Annotated in this window: 17 protein-coding genes; 10 read left to right on the top strand and 7 right to left on the bottom strand. The window is 56.2% G+C overall.

The features are described 5' to 3' along the window. Window positions 1-62 precede the first annotated feature (62 nt). From phnL to phnP, 4 genes are read left to right on the top strand one after another with little or no spacing between them, the layout of a single operon-like run. Window positions 63-743 carry a phosphonate C-P lyase system protein PhnL gene (phnL, locus tag QMG90_RS20290; protein WP_283281482.1) on the top strand — a complete coding sequence of 227 codons (681 nt, stop codon included), beginning with the start codon at window positions 63-65 and terminating at the stop codon, window positions 741-743. Next, the gene (gene phnM, locus QMG90_RS20295; RefSeq protein WP_283281483.1) at window positions 740-1,876 is read left to right on the top strand and encodes an alpha-D-ribose 1-methylphosphonate 5-triphosphate diphosphatase; all 1,137 of its coding nucleotides are present in this window, start codon (window positions 740-742) and stop codon (window positions 1,874-1,876) included. Before phnL ends, phnM begins: the two co-directional genes overlap by 4 nt. Continuing rightward, a complete protein-coding gene (gene phnN, locus QMG90_RS20300; protein ID WP_283281485.1) occupies window positions 1,876-2,445 on the top strand; it encodes a ribose 1,5-bisphosphokinase in 570 nt (189 codons plus the stop codon). Before phnM ends, phnN begins: the two co-directional genes overlap by 1 nt. 33 nt (window positions 2,446-2,478) lie before the next feature. Then, window positions 2,479-3,237, top strand: coding sequence for a phosphonate metabolism protein PhnP (gene phnP, locus QMG90_RS20305; protein WP_283284013.1), 759 nt, complete (start codon window positions 2,479-2,481; stop codon window positions 3,235-3,237). Here the strand turns inward: phnP and yjdP are convergent. Next, window positions 3,234-3,569, bottom strand: coding sequence for a DDRRRQL repeat protein YjdP (gene yjdP / locus QMG90_RS20310; protein ID WP_283281487.1), 336 nt, complete (start codon window positions 3,567-3,569; stop codon window positions 3,234-3,236). The two genes, phnP and yjdP, sit on opposite strands and share 4 nt — an antisense overlap. Before the next feature lie 306 nt (window positions 3,570-3,875). On the opposite strand from yjdP, the gene fdhF reads away from it, so the two are divergent. Together fdhF and QMG90_RS20320 are read left to right on the top strand one after the other, a co-directional pair. Next, window positions 3,876-6,023: a formate dehydrogenase subunit alpha gene (gene fdhF / locus QMG90_RS20315; protein WP_283281489.1), complete on the top strand. Its 2,148-nt coding sequence runs from the start codon at window positions 3,876-3,878 to the stop codon at window positions 6,021-6,023. 255 nt (window positions 6,024-6,278) lie between these two features. Then, window positions 6,279-6,950 carry a tetratricopeptide repeat protein gene (locus tag QMG90_RS20320; RefSeq protein ID WP_283281491.1) on the top strand — a complete coding sequence of 224 codons (672 nt, stop codon included), beginning with the start codon at window positions 6,279-6,281 and terminating at the stop codon, window positions 6,948-6,950. A gap of 56 nt (window positions 6,951-7,006) precedes the next feature. On the opposite strand, the gene gltP is transcribed toward QMG90_RS20320, so the two are convergent. Continuing rightward, the gene (gltP, locus tag QMG90_RS20325; protein ID WP_283281493.1) at window positions 7,007-8,320 is read right to left on the bottom strand and encodes a glutamate/aspartate:proton symporter GltP; all 1,314 of its coding nucleotides are present in this window, start codon (window positions 8,318-8,320) and stop codon (window positions 7,007-7,009) included. 416 nt (window positions 8,321-8,736) lie between these two features. Here gltP and acs point away from each other — a divergent pair, with 416 nt between their 5' ends. The 3 genes from acs to actP all read left to right on the top strand — a co-directional run bounded on the left by acs (window position 8,737) and on the right by actP (window position 12,732). Further along, the gene (gene acs / locus QMG90_RS20330; RefSeq protein ID WP_283281495.1) at window positions 8,737-10,695 is read left to right on the top strand and encodes an acetate--CoA ligase; all 1,959 of its coding nucleotides are present in this window, start codon (window positions 8,737-8,739) and stop codon (window positions 10,693-10,695) included. 76 nt (window positions 10,696-10,771) lie between these two features. Continuing rightward, a complete protein-coding gene (locus tag QMG90_RS20335) occupies window positions 10,772-11,086 on the top strand; it encodes a DUF485 domain-containing protein (RefSeq protein ID WP_283281497.1) in 315 nt (104 codons plus the stop codon). After that, the gene (gene actP, locus QMG90_RS20340; RefSeq protein WP_054179749.1) at window positions 11,083-12,732 is read left to right on the top strand and encodes a cation/acetate symporter ActP; all 1,650 of its coding nucleotides are present in this window, start codon (window positions 11,083-11,085) and stop codon (window positions 12,730-12,732) included. The genes QMG90_RS20335 and actP overlap by 4 nt, the downstream gene beginning before the upstream one ends. A gap of 32 nt (window positions 12,733-12,764) precedes the next feature. Here actP and QMG90_RS20345 read toward each other — a convergent pair whose 3' ends face one another. Together QMG90_RS20345 and QMG90_RS20350 are read right to left on the bottom strand one after the other, a co-directional pair. Next, window positions 12,765-13,454, bottom strand: a complete 690-nt coding sequence (locus QMG90_RS20345; protein ID WP_283281498.1) for an LrgB family protein — start codon at window positions 13,452-13,454, stop codon at window positions 12,765-12,767. After that, window positions 13,447-13,857, bottom strand: coding sequence for a CidA/LrgA family protein (locus QMG90_RS20350; protein WP_283281499.1), 411 nt, complete (start codon window positions 13,855-13,857; stop codon window positions 13,447-13,449). Before QMG90_RS20350 ends, QMG90_RS20345 begins: the two co-directional genes overlap by 8 nt. Window positions 13,858-13,958: 101 nt before the next feature. Here QMG90_RS20350 and QMG90_RS20355 point away from each other — a divergent pair, with 101 nt between their 5' ends. After that, complete coding sequence (locus QMG90_RS20355) at window positions 13,959-14,846, top strand: LysR family transcriptional regulator (RefSeq protein WP_283281500.1); 888 nt, start codon at window positions 13,959-13,961, stop codon at window positions 14,844-14,846. A gap of 38 nt (window positions 14,847-14,884) precedes the next feature. On the opposite strand, the gene QMG90_RS20360 is transcribed toward QMG90_RS20355, so the two are convergent. The 3 genes from QMG90_RS20360 to soxR all read right to left on the bottom strand — a co-directional run bounded on the left by QMG90_RS20360 (window position 14,885) and on the right by soxR (window position 19,064). Then, on the bottom strand, window positions 14,885-16,531 hold the full coding sequence (locus QMG90_RS20360; protein ID WP_283281501.1) for a Na+/H+ antiporter: 1,647 nt from the start codon (window positions 16,529-16,531) through the stop codon (window positions 14,885-14,887). A gap of 156 nt (window positions 16,532-16,687) precedes the next feature. Further along, complete coding sequence (locus QMG90_RS20365) at window positions 16,688-18,037, bottom strand: NCS2 family permease (protein ID WP_283281502.1); 1,350 nt, start codon at window positions 18,035-18,037, stop codon at window positions 16,688-16,690. 568 nt (window positions 18,038-18,605) lie between these two features. Further along, entirely contained in the window at window positions 18,606-19,064 is a 459-nt protein-coding gene (gene soxR / locus QMG90_RS20370) for a redox-sensitive transcriptional activator SoxR (RefSeq protein WP_283281503.1), read from the bottom strand. Window positions 19,065-19,112: the final 48 nt, after the last annotated feature.

Below are 19,112 nucleotides of genomic sequence, written 5' to 3' on the forward strand. Positions count from 1 at the left end.
GCACACCTTTGTAGGCCGGATAAGGCGAAGCCGCCATCCGGCAATCGAACCACGAGGCCAACATGATCCACGTAGAAAACGTGAGTAAAACCTTTGTGCTCCACCAGCAAAACGGCGTGCGTCTGCCGGTGTTACAGAACGCATCGCTGACCGTCAGTGCCGGCGAATGCGTTGTGCTGCATGGTCATTCCGGCAGCGGTAAATCCACGCTGCTGCGTTCCCTGTACGCCAATTACCTGCCCGACGACGGTCATATCCACATTAAGCACGGCGACGAGTGGGTTGATCTGGTCACGGCACCCGCGCGAAAAGTGGTGGAAGTGCGTAAATCCACCATCGGCTGGGTCAGCCAGTTTCTGCGGGTGATCCCGCGGATTTCCACGCTGGACGTGGTCATGCAGCCGCTGATCAACCTCGGCGTGCCGCGCGACGAATGCGCCGCCAAAGCCGCTCGCCTGCTGACGCGCCTCAACGTGCCGGAACGCCTGTGGCATCTGGCGCCGTCGACCTTTTCCGGCGGCGAGCAACAGCGCGTCAACATCGCCCGCGGCTTTATCGTCGATTACCCGATTCTGCTGCTCGACGAACCTACGGCGTCACTGGATACAAAAAACAGTGCGGCAGTCGTTGAGCTTATCACCGAAGCAAAAGCGCGTGGTGCCGCGATTGTCGGTATTTTCCATGACGAAACGGTGCGTAACCACGTCGCCGATCGTCTCCATCCAATGAGTACAACATCATGATTATCAATAACGTAAAGTTAGTGCTGGAAGATGAAGTTGTTCATGGTTCTGTCGACGTCAGGGATGGCATAATTCGCGCGTTTGCGCAGACCCAGAGCGGCCTGCCGGAAGCGATGGACGGTGAAGGCGGCTGGTTGTTGCCAGGCTTGATCGAGCTGCATACCGACAATCTGGATAAATTTTTTACGCCGCGTCCGAAAGTGGACTGGCCTGCCCACTCCGCGATGAGCAGCCATGATGCGCTGATGGTCTCAAGCGGGATCACCACTGTGCTGGATGCAGTCGCGATTGGCGACGTGCGCGACGGTGGCGATCGGCTGGAAAATCTTGAAAAGATGATTAACGCCGTCGAAGAGACGCAAAAACGCGGCCTAAATCGCGCCGAACATCGCCTGCATTTGCGCTGCGAGCTGCCGCATCACACCACCCTGCCGCTGTTTGAAAAGCTGGTCGATCGCGAGCCAGTGACGCTGGTGTCGCTGATGGATCACTCGCCAGGACAGCGTCAGTTCGCCAATCTTGAGAAGTACCGCGAGTATTATCAGGGCAAATACCAGCTGACCGATGAGCAGATGGCGCGTTACGAAGAAGAGCAGTTGCAGCTGGCCGCCCGCTGGTCGCAGCCCAACCGCGAAGCCATCGCCGCACACTGCCGCCAGCGGGGTATTTCACTGGCGAGCCATGACGACGCCACCCGCGATCATGTGGTGGAATCGCATCAAATTGGCAGTGTGATCGCCGAATTTCCTACCACGTTTGAAGCGGCAGAAGCGTCGCGACAGCATGGAATGAACGTACTTATGGGCGCGCCAAATATCGTGCGCGGCGGTTCGCACTCCGGCAACGTCGCGGCACACCAGTTGGCCTCGCTCGGTCTGCTGGATATTCTGTCGTCCGATTACTATCCGGCAAGCCTGCTGGATGCAGCGTTTCGCGTGGCAGACGATCACAACAACGCCTTCACACTGCCACAGGCCATCCGCCTGGTGTCGAAAAACCCGGCACAGTCGCTGAACCTGCACGATCGCGGCGTGATCAGCGAAGGTAAACGCGCTGACCTGGTGCTGGCGCACCGCAAAAGCGAACACATCCACATCGATCATGTCTGGCGTCAGGGCAAGAGGGTTTATTGATGGCGGGAAAGCTGGTCTGGTTAGTGGGGCCGTCGGGCTCCGGTAAAGACAGTCTGCTGGAAGCGCTGCGCGTACTGGAACATCCGCGCATTCTGGTGGCGCATCGCTACATCACCCGGCCATGGAATGCGGGCAGCGAAAACCACGTTGCGCTGAGCGAACAGGAATTTTTTACCCGCGCCGCACAGCAGCTGTTTGCCCTGAGCTGGCACGCCAACAATTTTTACTATGGCGTCGGCGTGGAAATTGACGTCTGGTTGCATGCCGGGTTTGACGTGGTGGTGAACGGATCGCGGGCGCATCTTCCGCAGGCCAAAGCACGCTACGGCACGGCGCTGCTGCCGGTCTGTCTGCATGTGTCGCCTGAGGTATTGCGCGAGCGGCTTGAGCTTCGTGGTCGCGAGAACGCCAAAGAGATCGACCAGCGTCTGGCCCGGGCGGCGCGTTATACGCCGGATAACTGCCATATGCTGAATAACAACGGAAGTCTGCTACAGTCAGTGGAGACCTTTTTATCCCTGATCCGCCAGCCCGTTGCGTCACAAGAGAACCCTCATGCCTGCCTGTAACCTGATCCAGGGGACATGCTGTAAGGAGGAATGATGAGTCTGATTCTTCGCTTAACCGGCACCGGAGGCGCGCAGTTAGTTCCGGTCTTTGGCTGCGATTGCGCCGCCTGCCGCCGCGCCCGCCAGTATCCTCAACATCGTCGCCGTCCGTGCAGCGGTGTGGTGAGCTACAACGATGCCGTCACCCTGCTGGACGCCGGGATCCCCGATCTGATGGAACATCACCCCGCTGGCAGTTTTCACCAGTTTTTACTCACCCACTACCATATGGATCATGTTCAGGGGCTGTTTCCGCTGCGCTGGGGCATTGACGAACCCATTCCGGTTTACGGACCGCCAGACGAAGAGGGTTGCGACGATCTGTTTAAACACCCGGGGATCCTGGATTTCAGCCACACCGTGGAACCGTTCGTGGTGTTTGACCTGCAGGGGCTTCAGGTCACGCCGCTGCCGCTTATCCACTCAAAACTGACCTTCGGCTATCTGCTGGAGTCTGCACACAGCCGCGTCGCGTGGCTTACCGACACCGCCGGGCTGCCCGACAAGACACTGACGTTTCTGCGCAATAATCATCCGCAGGTGATGGTGATTGACTGCAGCCACGAGCCGCGCGACGAAACGCCGCGCAACCATAACGATCTCAATACGATTATCACGATCAAAGCAGAGACAGGCTGCCCGCGGGTGATCCTGACGCATATCAGCCATCGTTTCGATGTCTGGATGATGGACAATCCACTCCCGGAAGGTATAGAAGCGGGGTTTGACGGCATGGAGATTATGCTGGATTAACGGGCGTAATCATCCTCAAAACGACGTTCTTCGTCTTCCAGCTGGCGTCGCTCCTGATCGAGCTGGCGCTGGCGGTCATCAAGTTGACGGCGTCGGTCTTCGAACTGGCGACGACGGTCGTCATATTGCCGGCGGCGATCGTCGCTCATCTGCCGCTCCCAGCCCTCATCACGATCGCGATCGTCGTCATAGTCCCGGTTGTTGTCGGGTTTCCAGGCGTCGTTAATCGCCTGCTGGATATTACCAATCGCGTCGTCAATCACATCCGCGTGAGCCAGTTGGCTGCTCAATGAGAGCAGGCTGAACAGAATCGCTGCTACATGCTGTTTCATAAGGTTAATCTCGATGCCGGGCTGATCTCACGGTAGTGAATCACCCGCAATGCGTGTAGTGGAGGATTCTCAAAACTGTCAGCTCCGGCGATTATCACTTTGTCAGTCCGCGTTATCATTTCGAGAAACGTCGCCGCTGCCAGCCATTTCGACACGTCAAATCTGACGAGAATCTGCTTTTCGTCATGACATCGTCCAAAACTCGCCCGTAATATCAGGGGATACCCACAATAAAAACATGGCATAGAAGATGCATAATCAGTGTGAAAGCGCGAGAGCGTAAATTGATTAACTGGAGCGAGACCGATGAAAAAAGTCGTCACGGTTTGCCCGTACTGCGCATCAGGTTGCAAAATCAATCTGGTGGTGGATAACGGCAAAATCGTCAGGGCTGAGGCAGCGCAGGGGAAAACCAACCAGGGTACGCTTTGTCTGAAAGGGTATTACGGTTGGGATTTCATTAACGATACGCAAATCCTCACCCCCCGTCTGAAATCCCCCATGATTCGCCGGCAGCGCGGCGGCAAGCTGGAGTCCGTCTCCTGGAACGAAGCGCTGGATTACGTCGCCACCCGTCTGAGCGCCATCAAAGAGAAGTACGGCCCGGACGCCATTCAGACGACAGGCTCTTCACGCGGAACGGGTAATGAAACCAACTATGTGATGCAAAAATTTGCGCGCGCCGTTATTGGTACCAATAACGTCGACTGCTGCGCTCGCGTCTGACACGGCCCTTCGGTTGCAGGTCTGCACCAGTCGGTCGGTAATGGCGCCATGAGTAATGCCATCACAGAGATTGATAACACCGATCTCGTGTTTATCTTCGGGTACAACCCGGCAGATTCACACCCTATTGTGGCGAATCACGTGATTAACGCCAAACGCAATGGGGCGAAAATTATCGTCTGCGATCCGCGCAAAATTGAAACTGCGCGCATTGCGGATATGCACGTCGCGTTAAAAAACGGCTCGAACATCGCGCTGCTTAACGCCATGGGGCATGTCATCATTGAAGAAAATCTGTACGACAACGCGTTCGTTGCGGCCCGTACGGAAGGCTTTGAAGAGTATCGTAAAATCGTCGAAGGCTACACGCCGGAGTCGGTTGAGGAGATCACCGGCGTCAGCGCGCAGCAGATTCGTCAGTGCGCGAGAATGTACGCCACGGCGAAATCCGCGGCGATCCTGTGGGGGATGGGCGTCACCCAGTTCTATCAGGGTGTAGAAACTGTCCGTTCACTGACCAGTCTCGCCATGTTAACCGGCAACCTCGGTAAGCCGAGCGTTGGCGTTAACCCGGTTCGCGGCCAGAACAACGTTCAGGGCGCCTGCGATATGGGCGCATTACCGGATACCTTCCCGGGCTATCAGTTTGTCAAAGAGGAAAAACACCGCGAGAAGTTCGCCAAAGCCTGGGGCGTGGAAAGTCTGCCTGCCCACACCGGTTATCGCATCAGCGAGCTGCCGCACCGCGCGGCACACGGCGAAGTGCGTGCGGCGTACATCATGGGTGAAGATCCGCTGCAAACCGATGCCGAACTCTCTGCTGTTCGCAAAGGGTTTGAGGATCTGGAGCTGGTGATCGTGCAGGACATTTTTATGACCAAAACCGCCGCGGCGGCGGACGTCATCCTGCCTTCCACCTCCTGGGGCGAGCACGAAGGGGTCTACACCGCGGCAGATCGCGGCTTCCAGCGCTTCTTTAAGGCTGTTGAGCCGAAGTGGGATCTGAAAACGGACTGGCAAATCATCAGCGAAATCGCCACACGCATGGGTTACCCGATGCACTACAACAACACCCAGGAGATCTGGGATGAGTTGCGGCATCTCTGCCCGGATTTCTTCGGCGCAACCTATGAGAAAATGGGCGAACTGGGTTACATCCAGTGGCCGTGCCGCGATGAGTCAGACGCCGATCAGGGCACCTCGTATCTCTTTAAAGAGAAATTCGATACCGATAACGGGCTGGCGAAATTCTTCACCTGCGACTGGGTGGCGCCCATCGACAAACTCACTGATGAGTATCCGATGGTGCTCTCCACCGTGCGTGAAGTCGGCCACTACTCCTGTCGTTCGATGACCGGTAACTGTGCTGCGCTGGCGGCGCTGGCAGATGAACCCGGCTATGCACAAATCAATACCTCTGACGCCGCGCGTCTGGGCATTGAAGATGAAGCGCTGGTATGGGTGAACTCCCGTAAAGGCAAAATCATTACCCGTGCGAAAGTCAGCGACCGCCCGAACAAAGGTGCGGTTTACATGACCTATCAGTGGTGGATTGGCGCCTGTAACGAACTGGTGACGGAAAACCTGAGCCCGATAACTAAAACGCCGGAGTATAAATACTGTGCTGTTCGTGTTGAACCTATTGCTGATCAACGCGCCGCGGAACAGTACGTGATCGACGAATATAATAAATTGAAATCCCGGTTGCGTGAAACTGCAATGGGCTGAATTAATTACTTTCGCTAATAATAAGGGGTGAATTAATTCACCCCTTTTTTATATTTAAATTATGCGATCCCGACTCCAGAGAAATGTAATTTTTTCTTAATGGAATTAACTCATTAGGAGTAAAAGGCATGACGCCATTTAAATACCTGTCAGGCATTTTGTTAATAATGAGGGGTCAGAGGTCTTAACGCACCCGTTTTATTTTTCCTGCCAGCCAATTATACTGCGGGCTCTGTACTCTGAAGATAACTAAAAATGAAATATCTCTATTTATTACTTTTTTTGTTTGTATTTCCATTACATGCAGACGACATCGGTAGCCAGTTTCAACAGCAGGCGCAGGCGGGCGATGCGCACGCGCAATACCTTCTCGCCGACACGTACTACAGTTCCGGCGATGAGCAGAAAGCACACTACTGGGCTGAAAAGGCGGCGGAAAACGGCAATGCCGATGCCATCGCGCTGCTGGCGCAAATGTCGCTGAAAAAAGATATCGTCGCGGCAAAAACGCTGGCTGAACAAGCAAGCCTCGCTGGCAGTAAAATCGGCGATATCATCCTCGCCCGCGTTCTGGTTAACAGCGAGGCGGGCAAGCCGGACTATCCCCGGGCTATCAGGTTGCTGGAGAATGCGGCGAAGAATATCGAAAGCGATGCCGCCGTCGATGCGCAAATGCTGCTGGGGCTCATCTATGCTAACGGCGGCCCGCTGCCTGAGGACGACGTCAAAGCCGCCTGGTACTTCAAACGCAGCTCAACACTCTCGCGTACCGGTTATGCTGAATACTGGGCAGGAATGATGTTCCTGCAGGGGGAGAAAGGGTTTATCACACCGAACAAACAGAAAGCGCTTCAGTGGCTCAACCTGAGCTGTATGGAGGGGTTTGATACCGGCTGCGAGGAGTTTGATCGGCTGAGCAACAAATAACCGACTCAGCCGCTAACAGGCCGGGTGCGCCTTCGCGCCACCCGGCAGGTACAGTCTTATGAATTTGCCGTTTTATCAAATTTGCCCAGCACCTCACGCTCATAAGCCAGCGCTTTTTTGCGGTCAAATTTGTGTTCCCATTTGGCGATAACCAGTACCGCCAGCGCGTTACCCACCACGTTCAGCGCCGTACGCGCCATGTCGAGAATACGGTCAACCCCGGCGATAAACGCCAGACCTTCCAGCGGGATCCCAACGCTGCCCAGCGTCGCCAGCAGCACCACAAAGGAGACGCCCGGAACACCGGCAATCCCTTTCGACGTCACCATCAGCGTCAGCACCAGGATGATTTCCTGACCCAATGACAGATCAATGCCGTACAACTGCGCGATAAAGATCGCCGCGATGCTCTGGTAGAGCGTGGAGCCATCAAGGTTAAAAGAGTAACCGGTCGGCACCACAAAACTGGTAATCGACACGGGCGCTCCGTAGGCTTCTATTTTCTCGATAATGCGCGGCAGCACGCTCTCGGAACTGGCGGTGGAGTACGCCAGAATCAGCTCTTCTTTCAGAATACGGATCAGCGTCCAGATACTCAGACCACACACCCGCGCCACCAGACCCAGCACCACCAGCGCAAAGAACAGGATCGCGACATAAACCAGCACCACCAGTTTGGCGAGCGGCCACAGCGAGGCGAAACCGAAGTTAGCCACTGTCACTGAAATCAACGCGAACACCCCAATCGGCGCGTAGCGCATCACCATGTGCGTCACTTTGAACATGGTTTCAGAGATGGAGCGGAAAACCGTCACCAGCGGCTCACGGTGCGACGACGGCAGTGACGACAGCCCCAGCCCAAACAGCACCGAGAAGAAGATCACCGGCAGCATGTCGCCCTTCGCCATGGAAGCGAAAATATTGGTCGGCACCAGCGACAGCAGCGTACCCATCAGGCCATGCGCGTGGCTCTGCACGTCCGCCGTCGTACTCTGGTATTTCGAAATATCCACGGTCGCCAGTTGCGACATATCAATGCCCGCGCCAGGCTGGAAAACGTTCGCCAGCGTAATGCCCAGCACGATGGCAACGGTCGTGATCACTTCGAAATAGAGAATGGTTTTCGCACCAATGCGCCCGAGTTGCTTCGCATCGCCTACGCCCGCAATCCCGACCACCAGCGTCGAAATCACGATCGGCACCACAATCATTTTGATCAGGTGGATGAAGATATCTCCGGCCGGAGATAACAGGTTCGCGATAAGCCACTCGCGGCTGTCACTTTGGTAATGCAGATAGCTGCCCAGCAGAATACCCAGCACCAGCGCCAGCAAGATTTGCCAGGCCAGGCTGACTTTTGTTGTTTTCATGACTACAGACTTCCTCAATGAGAGATGTCATTCCTTAAATGAATGACACCTGCTGAAAGGGGTATGAATTGTGTTGCGTTTGTTAGTGGGGTTTTTTAACGCGCAATATCAGTATCATTTGCATGGCATGCTGCGCAACCCTTTCAGAATGGGGCTTTTGTCTGCTGAAGTGCATAAACGTACGAGTTTATTTCATTTAGATTGCATAACTATTTGTTATAAAAAACTTTTTGAATTCATCATTTCTATAAATTCAAATCCGCAATTATTTCTTATCTAAGATTCATTTGATGCATTTTCATACAATTCATTGATTGCGTGATCCGTCGCGCAAATAATAAACAAAAGTGATAGATCATCCTACAATTAACGTTTATTTGACATATTATTAACATCTTACAAGGAGAATAAAAGCCATGAGCCAAATACATAAACACGCTATTCCCGCCAGCATTGCGGACAACTGCCTGATTAACCCGGAACAGTACAAGGCGAAGTATGAGCAGTCCGTGGCTGACCCGGATGCCTTCTGGGGTGAGCAAGGAAAAATTCTTGACTGGATCACGCCGTATCAGAAGGTAAAGAACACCTCTTTTGCGCCAGGTAACGTCTCGATCAAATGGTACGAAGACGGCACACTGAACCTGGCGGCGAACTGTCTCGACCGTCACCTGGCCAAACGTGGCGATCAGACGGCCATCATCTGGGAAGGTGATGATGCCACGCAGAGCAAACACATTACTTATCGCGAACTGCATCGCGATGTCTGCCGTTTTGCCAACGTCCTGCTGGATCTGGGCGTCAAAAAAGGCGATGTGGTCGCTATCTATATGCCGATGGTGCCTGAAGCGGCGGTGGCGATGCTGGCCTGCGCGCGCATTGGCGCCATCCACTCAGTGATTTTTGGCGGCTTCTCACCGGAAGCGGTCGCCGGGCGCATCATTGATTCTAACTCCCGTCTGGTGATCACCGCCGACGAAGGCGTCCGCGCCGGACGCAGTATTCCGCTGAAGAAAAACGTCGACGACGCGCTGAAAAACCCGAACGTAAAAACTGTTGAACACGTTGTGGTGCTGAAACGCACCGGCGGAAACATCGACTGGGAAGCCGGCCGCGACCTGTGGTGGAGCGACCTTATCAACAAGGCGAGCGAGGAGAACACCCCGGTTGCGCTGAACGCCGAAGATCCGCTGTTTATCCTCTATACCTCGGGCTCCACCGGAAAACCGAAGGGCGTGCTGCACACCACCGGCGGTTACCTGGTTTATGCCGCGACCACCTTTAAATACGTGTTTGATTATCACCCGGGCGAGATCTACTGGTGTACTGCGGATGTGGGCTGGGTGACGGGGCACAGCTATCTGCTGTACGGACCGCTGGCCTGCGGCGCCACCACACTGATGTTTGAAGGGGTGCCAAACTGGCCGACTCCGGCGCGCATGTGTCAGGTGGTGGACAAACATAAGGTCAATATTCTCTATACCGCACCGACGGCGATCCGCGCGCTGATGGCGGAAGGGGATAAAGCAATTGAAGGGACCGACCGTTCCTCCCTGCGAATTCTCGGTTCCGTGGGCGAGCCGATTAACCCGGAAGCCTGGGAGTGGTACTGGAAGAAAATTGGTAATGAGAAGTGCCCGGTGATGGATACCTGGTGGCAGACCGAAACGGGCGGTTTCATGATCACCCCGCTTCCCGGCGCTATCGAACTGAAAGCCGGTTCCGCGACCCGTCCCTTCTTCGGCGTTAAGCCGGTACTGGTGGATAACGAAGGCCATCCGCTGGAAGGCGCGACCGAGGGGAATCTGGCGATTGCCGACTCCTGGCCGGGTCAGGCGCGTACGCTGTTTGGCGATCACGATCGCTTCGAGCAGACTTACTTCTCGACCTTCAAAAATATGTATTTCAGCGGCGATGGCGCGCGCCGTGACGAAGACGGTTACTACTGGATCACCGGCCGCGTCGATGACGTGCTGAACGTTTCCGGTCACCGTCTGGGAACGGCGGAGATTGAATCCGCGCTGGTGTCACATCCGAAAATTGCGGAAGCGGCCGTTGTCGGGATCCCGCACAACATCAAAGGACAGGCCATTTACGCCTATGTGACGCTTAACCATGGAGAAGAACCGACGCCAGAACTGTACGCCGAAGTGCGTAACTGGGTGCGTAAAGAGATTGGGCCGCTGGCGACGCCGGACGTGCTCCACTGGACTGACTCCTTGCCGAAAACGCGTTCCGGCAAAATCATGCGCCGTATCCTGCGCAAAATCGCGGCTGGCGATACCAGCAATCTCGGCGATACCTCGACACTGGCCGATCCGGGCGTAGTCGAAAAACTGCTCGAAGAGAAGCAGGCCATCACTATGCCTTCCTGATGCCCCACCCTAACCCTCTCCCCGCAAGGGAGAGGGGAATAAAGCAAAAGCCCTATCTACCTCTGGAGACTCTGTGATGAATAACGATATTTGTCAGCAGATAGAGAGCAGTGCGCATTACAGGGAGTTGGTTGAAAAACGGCAACGGTTTGCCTTCGTGCTTTCCATCATCATGCTGATTATTTACGTCAGTTTTATTTTGCTGATTGCCTTCGCGCCTGGCTGGCTGGGCACCCCGCTTCACGCCGGAACCAGCGTGACACGCGGCATCCCAATCGGGATTGGCGTCATCGTGATTTCCTTCGTACTGACCGGTGTTTATGTCTGGCGGGCGAACGGGGAGTTTGACCGTCTGAACAAAGCTGTAATGCACGAGGTGAACGCATCATGAAGAAAGTCCTGACGGCGCTTGCCGCCACGCTTCCTTTGGCAGCAAATGCCGCCGACGCCATTACCGGCGCGGTTCAACGCCAGCCCACCAACTGGCAGGCCATCGTCATGTTTTTGATTTTCGTGGCGCTGACACTGTACATCACGTACTGGGCCTCCAAACGTGTGCGCTCCCGCCGCGATTACTACACCGCGGGCGGTAATATTACCGGTTTCCAGAACGGTCTGGCGATTGCCGGCGACTTTATGTCTGCCGCCTCGTTCCTTGGGATCTCCGCGCTGGTTTACACCTCCGGGTACGACGGGCTTATCTATTCGCTCGGCTTCCTGGTCGGCTGGCCCATCATTCTGTTCCTGATTGCTGAACGCCTGCGCAACCTTGGACGCTATACCTTTGCGGACGTTGCTTCTTACCGCCTGAAGCAAGGCCCGATCCGCACCCTCTCCGCCTGTGGGTCGCTGGTCGTTGTCGCCCTGTATCTGATCGCTCAGATGGTCGGCGCGGGCAAACTTATCGAGCTGCTGTTTGGCCTCAACTACCACGTCGCCGTGGTGCTAGTCGGCGTACTGATGGTGATGTACGTCCTGTTCGGCGGCATGCTCGCCACCACCTGGGTGCAAATCATTAAAGCGGTACTGCTGCTGTTTGGCGCCAGCTTTATGGCCTTCATGGTGATGAAACACGTCGGTTTCAGCTTCAACAACCTGTTCAGTGAAGCGATGGCAGTACACCCGAAAGGCGCGGCGATTATGAGCCCCGGCGGTCTGGTGAAAGATCCCATCTCCGCGCTGTCGCTCGGACTGGGTCTGATGTTTGGTACTGCGGGCCTGCCGCATATCCTGATGCGTTTCTTTACCGTCAGTGATGCCCGCGAAGCGCGCAAGAGCGTCTTCTACGCCACCGGTTTTATGGGTTACTTCTACATTCTGACCTTTATCATCGGTTTCGGCGCCATCATGCTGGTTGGCGCTAATCCGGCGTTTAAAGATGCGGCGGGCGCGTTGATTGGCGGCAACAACATGGCGGCCGTGCATCTGGCCGATGCGGTCGGCGGGAACCTGTTCCTTGGCTTTATTTCTGCGGTGGCGTTCGCCACCATCCTCGCGGTGGTCGCCGGGTTAACGCTGGCTGGTGCGTCGGCGGTCTCCCATGACCTGTACGCCAACGTGATCCGCAAAGGCGCGACCGAACGTCAGGAGCTGAAGGTGTCCAAAATCACCGTGCTGGTGCTGGGCATTGTGGCGATCCTGTTGGGGATTTTGTTTGAGAATCAGAACATTGCCTTCATGGTCGGTCTGGCGTTTTCCATTGCTGCCAGCTGTAACTTCCCGATCATTCTGCTCTCCATGTACTGGTCGAAGCTGACCACGCGCGGCGCGATGATTGGCGGCTGGCTGGGTCTGCTGACCGCAGTGGTGTTGATGATCCTCGGCCCGACGATTTGGGTGCAGATCCTCGGCCACGAGAAAGCGATTTTCCCGTATGAGTATCCGGCGCTGTTCTCGATAGCGATTGCTTTTATCGGCATCTGGTTCTTCTCAGCGACCGATAACTCCGCCGAGGGCGCCCGCGAACGCGAGCAGTTCCGTGCGCAGTTTATTCGTTCTCAGACCGGACTGGGTATCGAGCAGGGTCACGCTCACTAAAGATGACTCCCCGGCCTGCGGGCCGGGGAATGTCAGAACAGCAACCACCCCACCAGCGGCGCTACCAGCACCATCGCCACACCAGAGAGCATCATCACCAGGCTCGCCACCACGCCTTCCTGTTGCCCCAGCTCATACGACCGCGCCGTTCCCGCCCCGTGCGATGCCGCACCGAACCCAGCCCCTTTCGCCATGCCTTCACGAATGGAGAGCCGCAGAAACAGAATGTCGCCAATAGCCATCCCGAACACGCCCGTCACCACCACAAACAGCGCCACCAGATCCGGTTGACCACCCAGCGGTTTTGCCGCCGCCAGCGCAAACGGCGTGGTGACCGAGCGCACCGCGAGGCTACGCTGAATAGCATCCGGCAAGGTAAACAGTCGCGCCAGCCAGACGGAGCTGGTGACAGCCACCAGCGTGGCGGTAATCACCCCGGCAGAGAGGGACATCCAGTGGCGTTTAATGATCGCCAGATTATCGTAAACCGGCACCGCGAAGGCGATAGTCGCCGGACCGAGCAGCCACAGCAACCAGTGGGTTTCCCCCATATAGTTCTGATAAGAGATATGACCAAACACCAGCAGCAGCACCAGCAGAACAGGCGTGAAGACCAGCGGCATCAGCGGCAGTTTACGAAAGCGGCGATACAGCTGCTTGTTGGCAAAATAGAGCCCGAGCGTGATCGCCAGGCACAGAACGCTGAGCTGAAAATTAGTCATGGTTCAGCCTGCGCATCTCAAAACGATAGACCCTGTCGACTACCCAGGCCGTGGTGCCCAGCACCAGAATCGTGCTGAGGGCGATGACCAAAAAAATCCGCCAGCCGTCCACCATCAGCAGTTGTGCATAATTCACCACCGCCACCACGGCGGGAACGAAGAAGAGCAACATTTCAGCCAGTAGCCAGCGCGCTCCTGCCCTGACCCAGCTTAACGGGATGATGCGGCAGACAATCAGCACCAGCAGCATCACCATGCCGACAAGGTTGGCGGGAAGCGGCAGATTAAGCCAGCTCACCACATACTCAGCCACGACGAATAATCCTGCATACAGTAAAACCTGCACCGGAACCTGAATATGATGAAGCACTCGCGGCGTCACGCGCGCTAAGGCCGTAGCCATAAAGGAAATTCCTGCAAAAAAGAAAGGGCAGAGTATAGAGAGCACGCGACAATGACTGAAATGAATTAAAATCATCGTTAGCATAGTCTGAAGGAATAATCATGGACATCCGAACGCTGCGCTATTTCGTCGAAGTGGTCCGCCAGCAAAGCTTTACCCGTGCGGCAGAAAAGCTGTTCGTCACGCAGCCAACCATCAGCAAAATGCTGAAAAATCTGGAAGATGAACTGGGCTGCACGCTGCTGATCCGCGACGGCCGCAAGCTGCTGTTAACCGATACCGGCCGCGTGGTGTTTGAGCGCGGGCTGGCCATTCTTGGCGAATTCCGCCAGCTGGAAGCGGAACTCAGCGACATCAATCACCTGCATAAAGGCGTGTTGCGCCTCGGCATTCCGCCGATGGTCGGCATGCTGATGGCCGGGCCGATCAGTCTGTTTCGCCAGCGCTATCCGGGCGTTGAGCTAAAAATCGCAGAGTTTGGCGGGCTGACAGTCCAGCAGGCAGTGATGAACGGCGAGCTGGATGTCGCTATGACGGCGTTGCCGGTCGAAGAGGAAAACGGCATGGCGACGTTGCCGCTGTTCAGCCATCCCTTGTGTGTGCTGGCGCCGCGCTACGGCGACTGGGTTAACATCGACCGCGTAACGCCGGAACAGCTCGCCCAACAGTCGCTACTCATTTACAACGAAGATTTCGCCCTCAGCCGTCAACTGATGCAGCTGTTTACCCGCCACAACGTGAAACCGCGTATTGCAGTGCGTAGCGGGCAATGGGATTTTCTCGCCGCGATGGTGCAGGCGGGCGTTGGCGTGGCGATTTTGCCCGAACCCATTTGTCAGCGGCTGGACAAACAGACACTGCGCTGGATCCCGCTGGAAAGCGATCTGCGCTGGCAACTGGGGATGATCTGGCGGGAAGGCGTGTATCTGTCGCACAGCGCCCAGGCCTGGCTGGATTGTTGCGAGGGGTTTTGGGTGAAGGCAGAATAATGCCGGGCGGCGGCGTCGCCTGACCCGGCAATCAACGGTTATCGATCCTCTATCAGCAGCGCTTCCAGCAGGTCGAGATCGTGCAGCAGTTTTTGCAGCGTTTCGTTGCTGATCTGCCGGGTGGCGCGCAGATGGTACAACTCGCCGCGTTCGGAGCGCAGCGCCGCCAGACGGAACCGGCGTTCAAGTTGTTCTTCCTGCCTCGACGTTTCAACATCGTTACGCCCGTCCGCACGACGACGCAGGTTGCCAATAACGCGCGAACTCACCTCAGTCAGCAGTTGATTATCAATATTCTCTTCGGCATCCGCCGCCAGGCGCTCTTCCATCTTCTGAATCGAGACAATCGCCACTTCAGCGGTCGCCGCCCGCGCCAGGCGCTCTTCTTCGCGCTGCCGGGTGTGATCGCCTGATTCAACGTGCTGCAACAGGAGCGGCAGCATAATGACACCGACAAACAGCGAAAAGAGGATCACCCCGGCGGCGAGGAAAATCAGCTCATAGCGCGCCGGGAAGACGTCGCCATTCGGTAACAGCAGCGGAATGGAGAGCACACCGGCCAGCGTAATCGCCCCGCGCACGCCCGCAAACGAGGCAATCAGCAGCTCGCGGGTACTCCATGACCCGAACTCCATCGGCTTTTTCTTCAGGAAGCGCTGGCTGAAACGCTGCATCGTCCACAACCAGCCAAAACGCACCAGCATCAACGCGACATAAATCAGGATGATATCGGTGAACAGCATCCACAGTTCAACGTTGGGATCGGCCTCTGCCGCCACCAGTGAGGACTCAAGAATGCCGGGGAACTGCAACCCTAACAGCAGGAACACCATGCCGTTAAAGACAAACTCCAGCATCGCCCAGGTGCTGTTGGCGCGCAGGCGCATCGCCAGCGGCGCGGTGCGCATGACGCCGGAGCGGGTGATGGTCATCCCGGCAGCCACTGCCGCCAGAATACCGGAGACGCCGATGTGTTCCGCAATCAGGTAGGACGCGAATGGTAACAGGAACAGCAGTACGATTTGCGTTGCCGGTTCATCACCGCCCCAGCGGCTAAGGAAACGCAGCGAACGGCCATACAGCCAGCTGACGATAAACCCGGCGAGGATGCCGCCAATCGCCACTTTGAGGAATTCTACCGTTGCGCCGCCGACGGTAAACACCATCGTGCCCATCACCACGGCAACGGCAAATTTCAGCGACACCAGGCCCGACGCGTCGTTCATCAACGCTTCACCCTGCAGAATGCCCATGATTTTCTTCGGAATACGCCCTTCGCCGACGATCCCCGAGAGCGCTACCGCATCGGTTGGCGACAGCACTGCCGCCAGCGCAAACGCTGGCACCAGCGGAATACCCGGCACCACCCAGTAGATGAGGAAACCAATCCCCACCACGGTCACCAGCACCAGCGCCAGTGCCAGCCCTAAGATCTCGCGCCCGTGTTCAAGAAATTCGCGGGTCGGCGTTTTCCAGCCATCCGCAAACAGCAGCGGCGGAATGAACAGCACCAGAAACAGTTCTGGATCGAATTCAACGTGGAGGCCGAACGTCGGCCATGCCAGCAGCGCGCCAATGGCGATTTGCATCAACGGCAGCGGTACCTGGAAGGGCAGTACGCGTGTCACCACCCCCGACAGTGAGACCACGAGGGTCATGATGAGTATGGTAAAGAAAATTTCCATGCTATCCCTGTGTGCGATGTTTTCTTATAAGTGGTACTGAAGACTGACGGTCCATGTCTGATAATAAAACATGATAATCAACGCAAGGGAAACAGGATGTGCCCGAAAAGCAGAAAGGGCGGCCTGAGCCGCCCTTCATCCTGACGGTATGACGAATTAAATCGCCCAGCCGCCCGCGTAGAAGATCACCAGCGCGAGAGCGATCACTACTGTGCCAATGTTCAGCTTACGCCATTCACCGGACACGACGCGGCCAATCACCAGCGTCGCGAAGCCGATCATGATCCCGGTAACGATGTTACAGGTGAGCACGATAAACACTGCTGTGATCAGCCCGGACATCGCATCAACGAAATCATTGAAATCAATTTTCGCCACGTTGCTCAGCATCAGCAGACCAACGTACATCAGCGCAGGCGCGGTCGCATACGCCGGAACCAGGTAAGAGAGCGGAGAGAGGAACAGGATCAGCAGGAACAGCACGCCGACGGTGATTGCCGTCAGACCGGTTTTACCGCCCGCTGCTGTACCGGCGGCGGATTCGATATACACTGCCGCTGGCGCCGCGCCGACGACTGCGGAGAACACGCTGCTCAGGGAGTCGGTGGTCAGCGCTTTACCGCCGTTGATGATCTGACCGTCTTTATCCAGCAGATTGGCCTGACCGGCTACCGCGCGGATGGTGCCCGTCGCGTCAAAGACCGCCGTCATCACCAGCGCCAGTACGCTCGGCAACACCACCGGGCTCAGCGCGCCCATGATATCCAGGCTGCCAATCAGTGATTTACCGCTCTCATCGCTCAGCGACGGCATGGCAAAGAAGCCGGAGAAATGAACGTTCGGGTCAAAAATCAGCCCCACGATGGAAACGCCGATGATGGTCAGCAGAATGCCGCCAGGCACTTTCATTTTTTCGAGGCCGATAATCACCGCCAGACCAATCAGCGACATGATCACCGGGAAGCTGGCGAAATGGCCGAGAGAAACCGGTAAACCGTCCAGTGGGTTTTTGATCACCAGACCCACGCCGTTCGCTGCGATCAGCAACAGGAACAGGCCGATACCAATCCCCGTGCCGTGCGCAATCCCCTGCGGCAGATTGCGCAGGATCCAGCTACGAATACCGGTGGCGGAAATGATGGTAAACAGCACCCCCATCAGGAAGACGGCGCCGAGCGCCACCGGAATGCTGATCTGCTGCCCCAACACCAGGCTGAACGCGGTAAACGCGGTCAGCGAAATGGCGCAGCCAATCGCCAGCGGCAGGTTCGCCCACAGTCCCATCACCAGCGAACCGATACCGGCAACCAGGCAGGTCGCGACAAACACGGCGGCAGGCGGGAAACCGGCTTTACCGAGCATGCCCGGCACCACAATCACGGAATACACCATCGCCAGAAAGGTCGTCAGACCGGCGACGATTTCCTGACGCACGGTACTGCCGCGAGCAGAGATTTTAAACCAGGCGTCAAGTGAACCGCCGGTACGCGCAGAAGGCGTAGACATAGAAAACATCCCCTAAGAGTTTTTATTTTATCGTTCGTCTGTCGGCGTGGTGGAACATCCACTGCCAGTTAAACGTCCTGTCCATGTGCAGCCTCGCGGCAAGGGGCGCCGGGAAAACGCAAACGTTTAACTCCGCGCTGACAAAACGGCTAGTCAAAAAAGGCAAACGATTATCTGGCTTTTAGCGGGCCATTTTCAACAGAAGTTTGCGCCGTTTCGCCAAAAATTATCGTCGCTGCTGAAGAAACCGCCAGAAGATGCGCAAACGTTATCGTCGATGCGCAATCTGGCAACATGTTTCACATGCCGGTTAGAAAAATTTGTTCAAATTAACGATAGAAACTGTGGGCGATCGGCGGAAAATTTTCGGCGAAAAAGTCGCCCGTTTTTGTGGCGAAGAGGCCGACATGGCATAGACTTAAAGTGTCAGCACAACCCGGAACCTCCAACCCCTGATGAGACGATGAGGGGTGCTGATGTCGGGGGAAACCCTCCCGTGTCTCAACGGGATAGAGCGAAAGACAAAGACCGGAAACGACTAAAGCGCCCTCTGTGGCGCTTTAGTTTTTTATTCGTCTTCAAGAAAGTGCGCGCCAGGTCCCTTCTCGCCGAGCTTATCGCCAGGGTTGCGCAGCGGGCAGTCAGTGCGCGACAGGCAGCCGCAACCGATGCAACCATCCAGTTGATCGCGCAGCGCCACCAGCGTGTGGATGCGGCTGTTCAGTTCCTCACGCCATTGAGAAGAAAGCTGTTTCCATTCTTTGGCGCTCAGCCTGTGCCCTTCCGGCAGCACGCCAAATGCCTCGCCAATGGTCGATAGCGGAATGCCAATGCGCTGGGCAATCTTGATGATGGCCACATGACGCAGCACGTCACGACGGTAACGGCGCTGGTTTCCGGCGTTACGCGTACTTTTGATAAGTCCTTTGCTTTCATAGAAATGCAGCGCAGAAACGGCAACACCGCTTCGTTTCGCCACTTCGCCGGGCGTCAGCAGGGATTTAATGCGGGGTGATTTCTTTTCCATAAAGCGCTTTACCTCAAGTTAACTTGAGGAATTATACTCGCCTTCAGA

Source organism: Trabulsiella odontotermitis, assembly GCF_030053895.1.
Taxonomy (GTDB): domain Bacteria; phylum Pseudomonadota; class Gammaproteobacteria; order Enterobacterales; family Enterobacteriaceae; genus Trabulsiella; species Trabulsiella odontotermitis_C.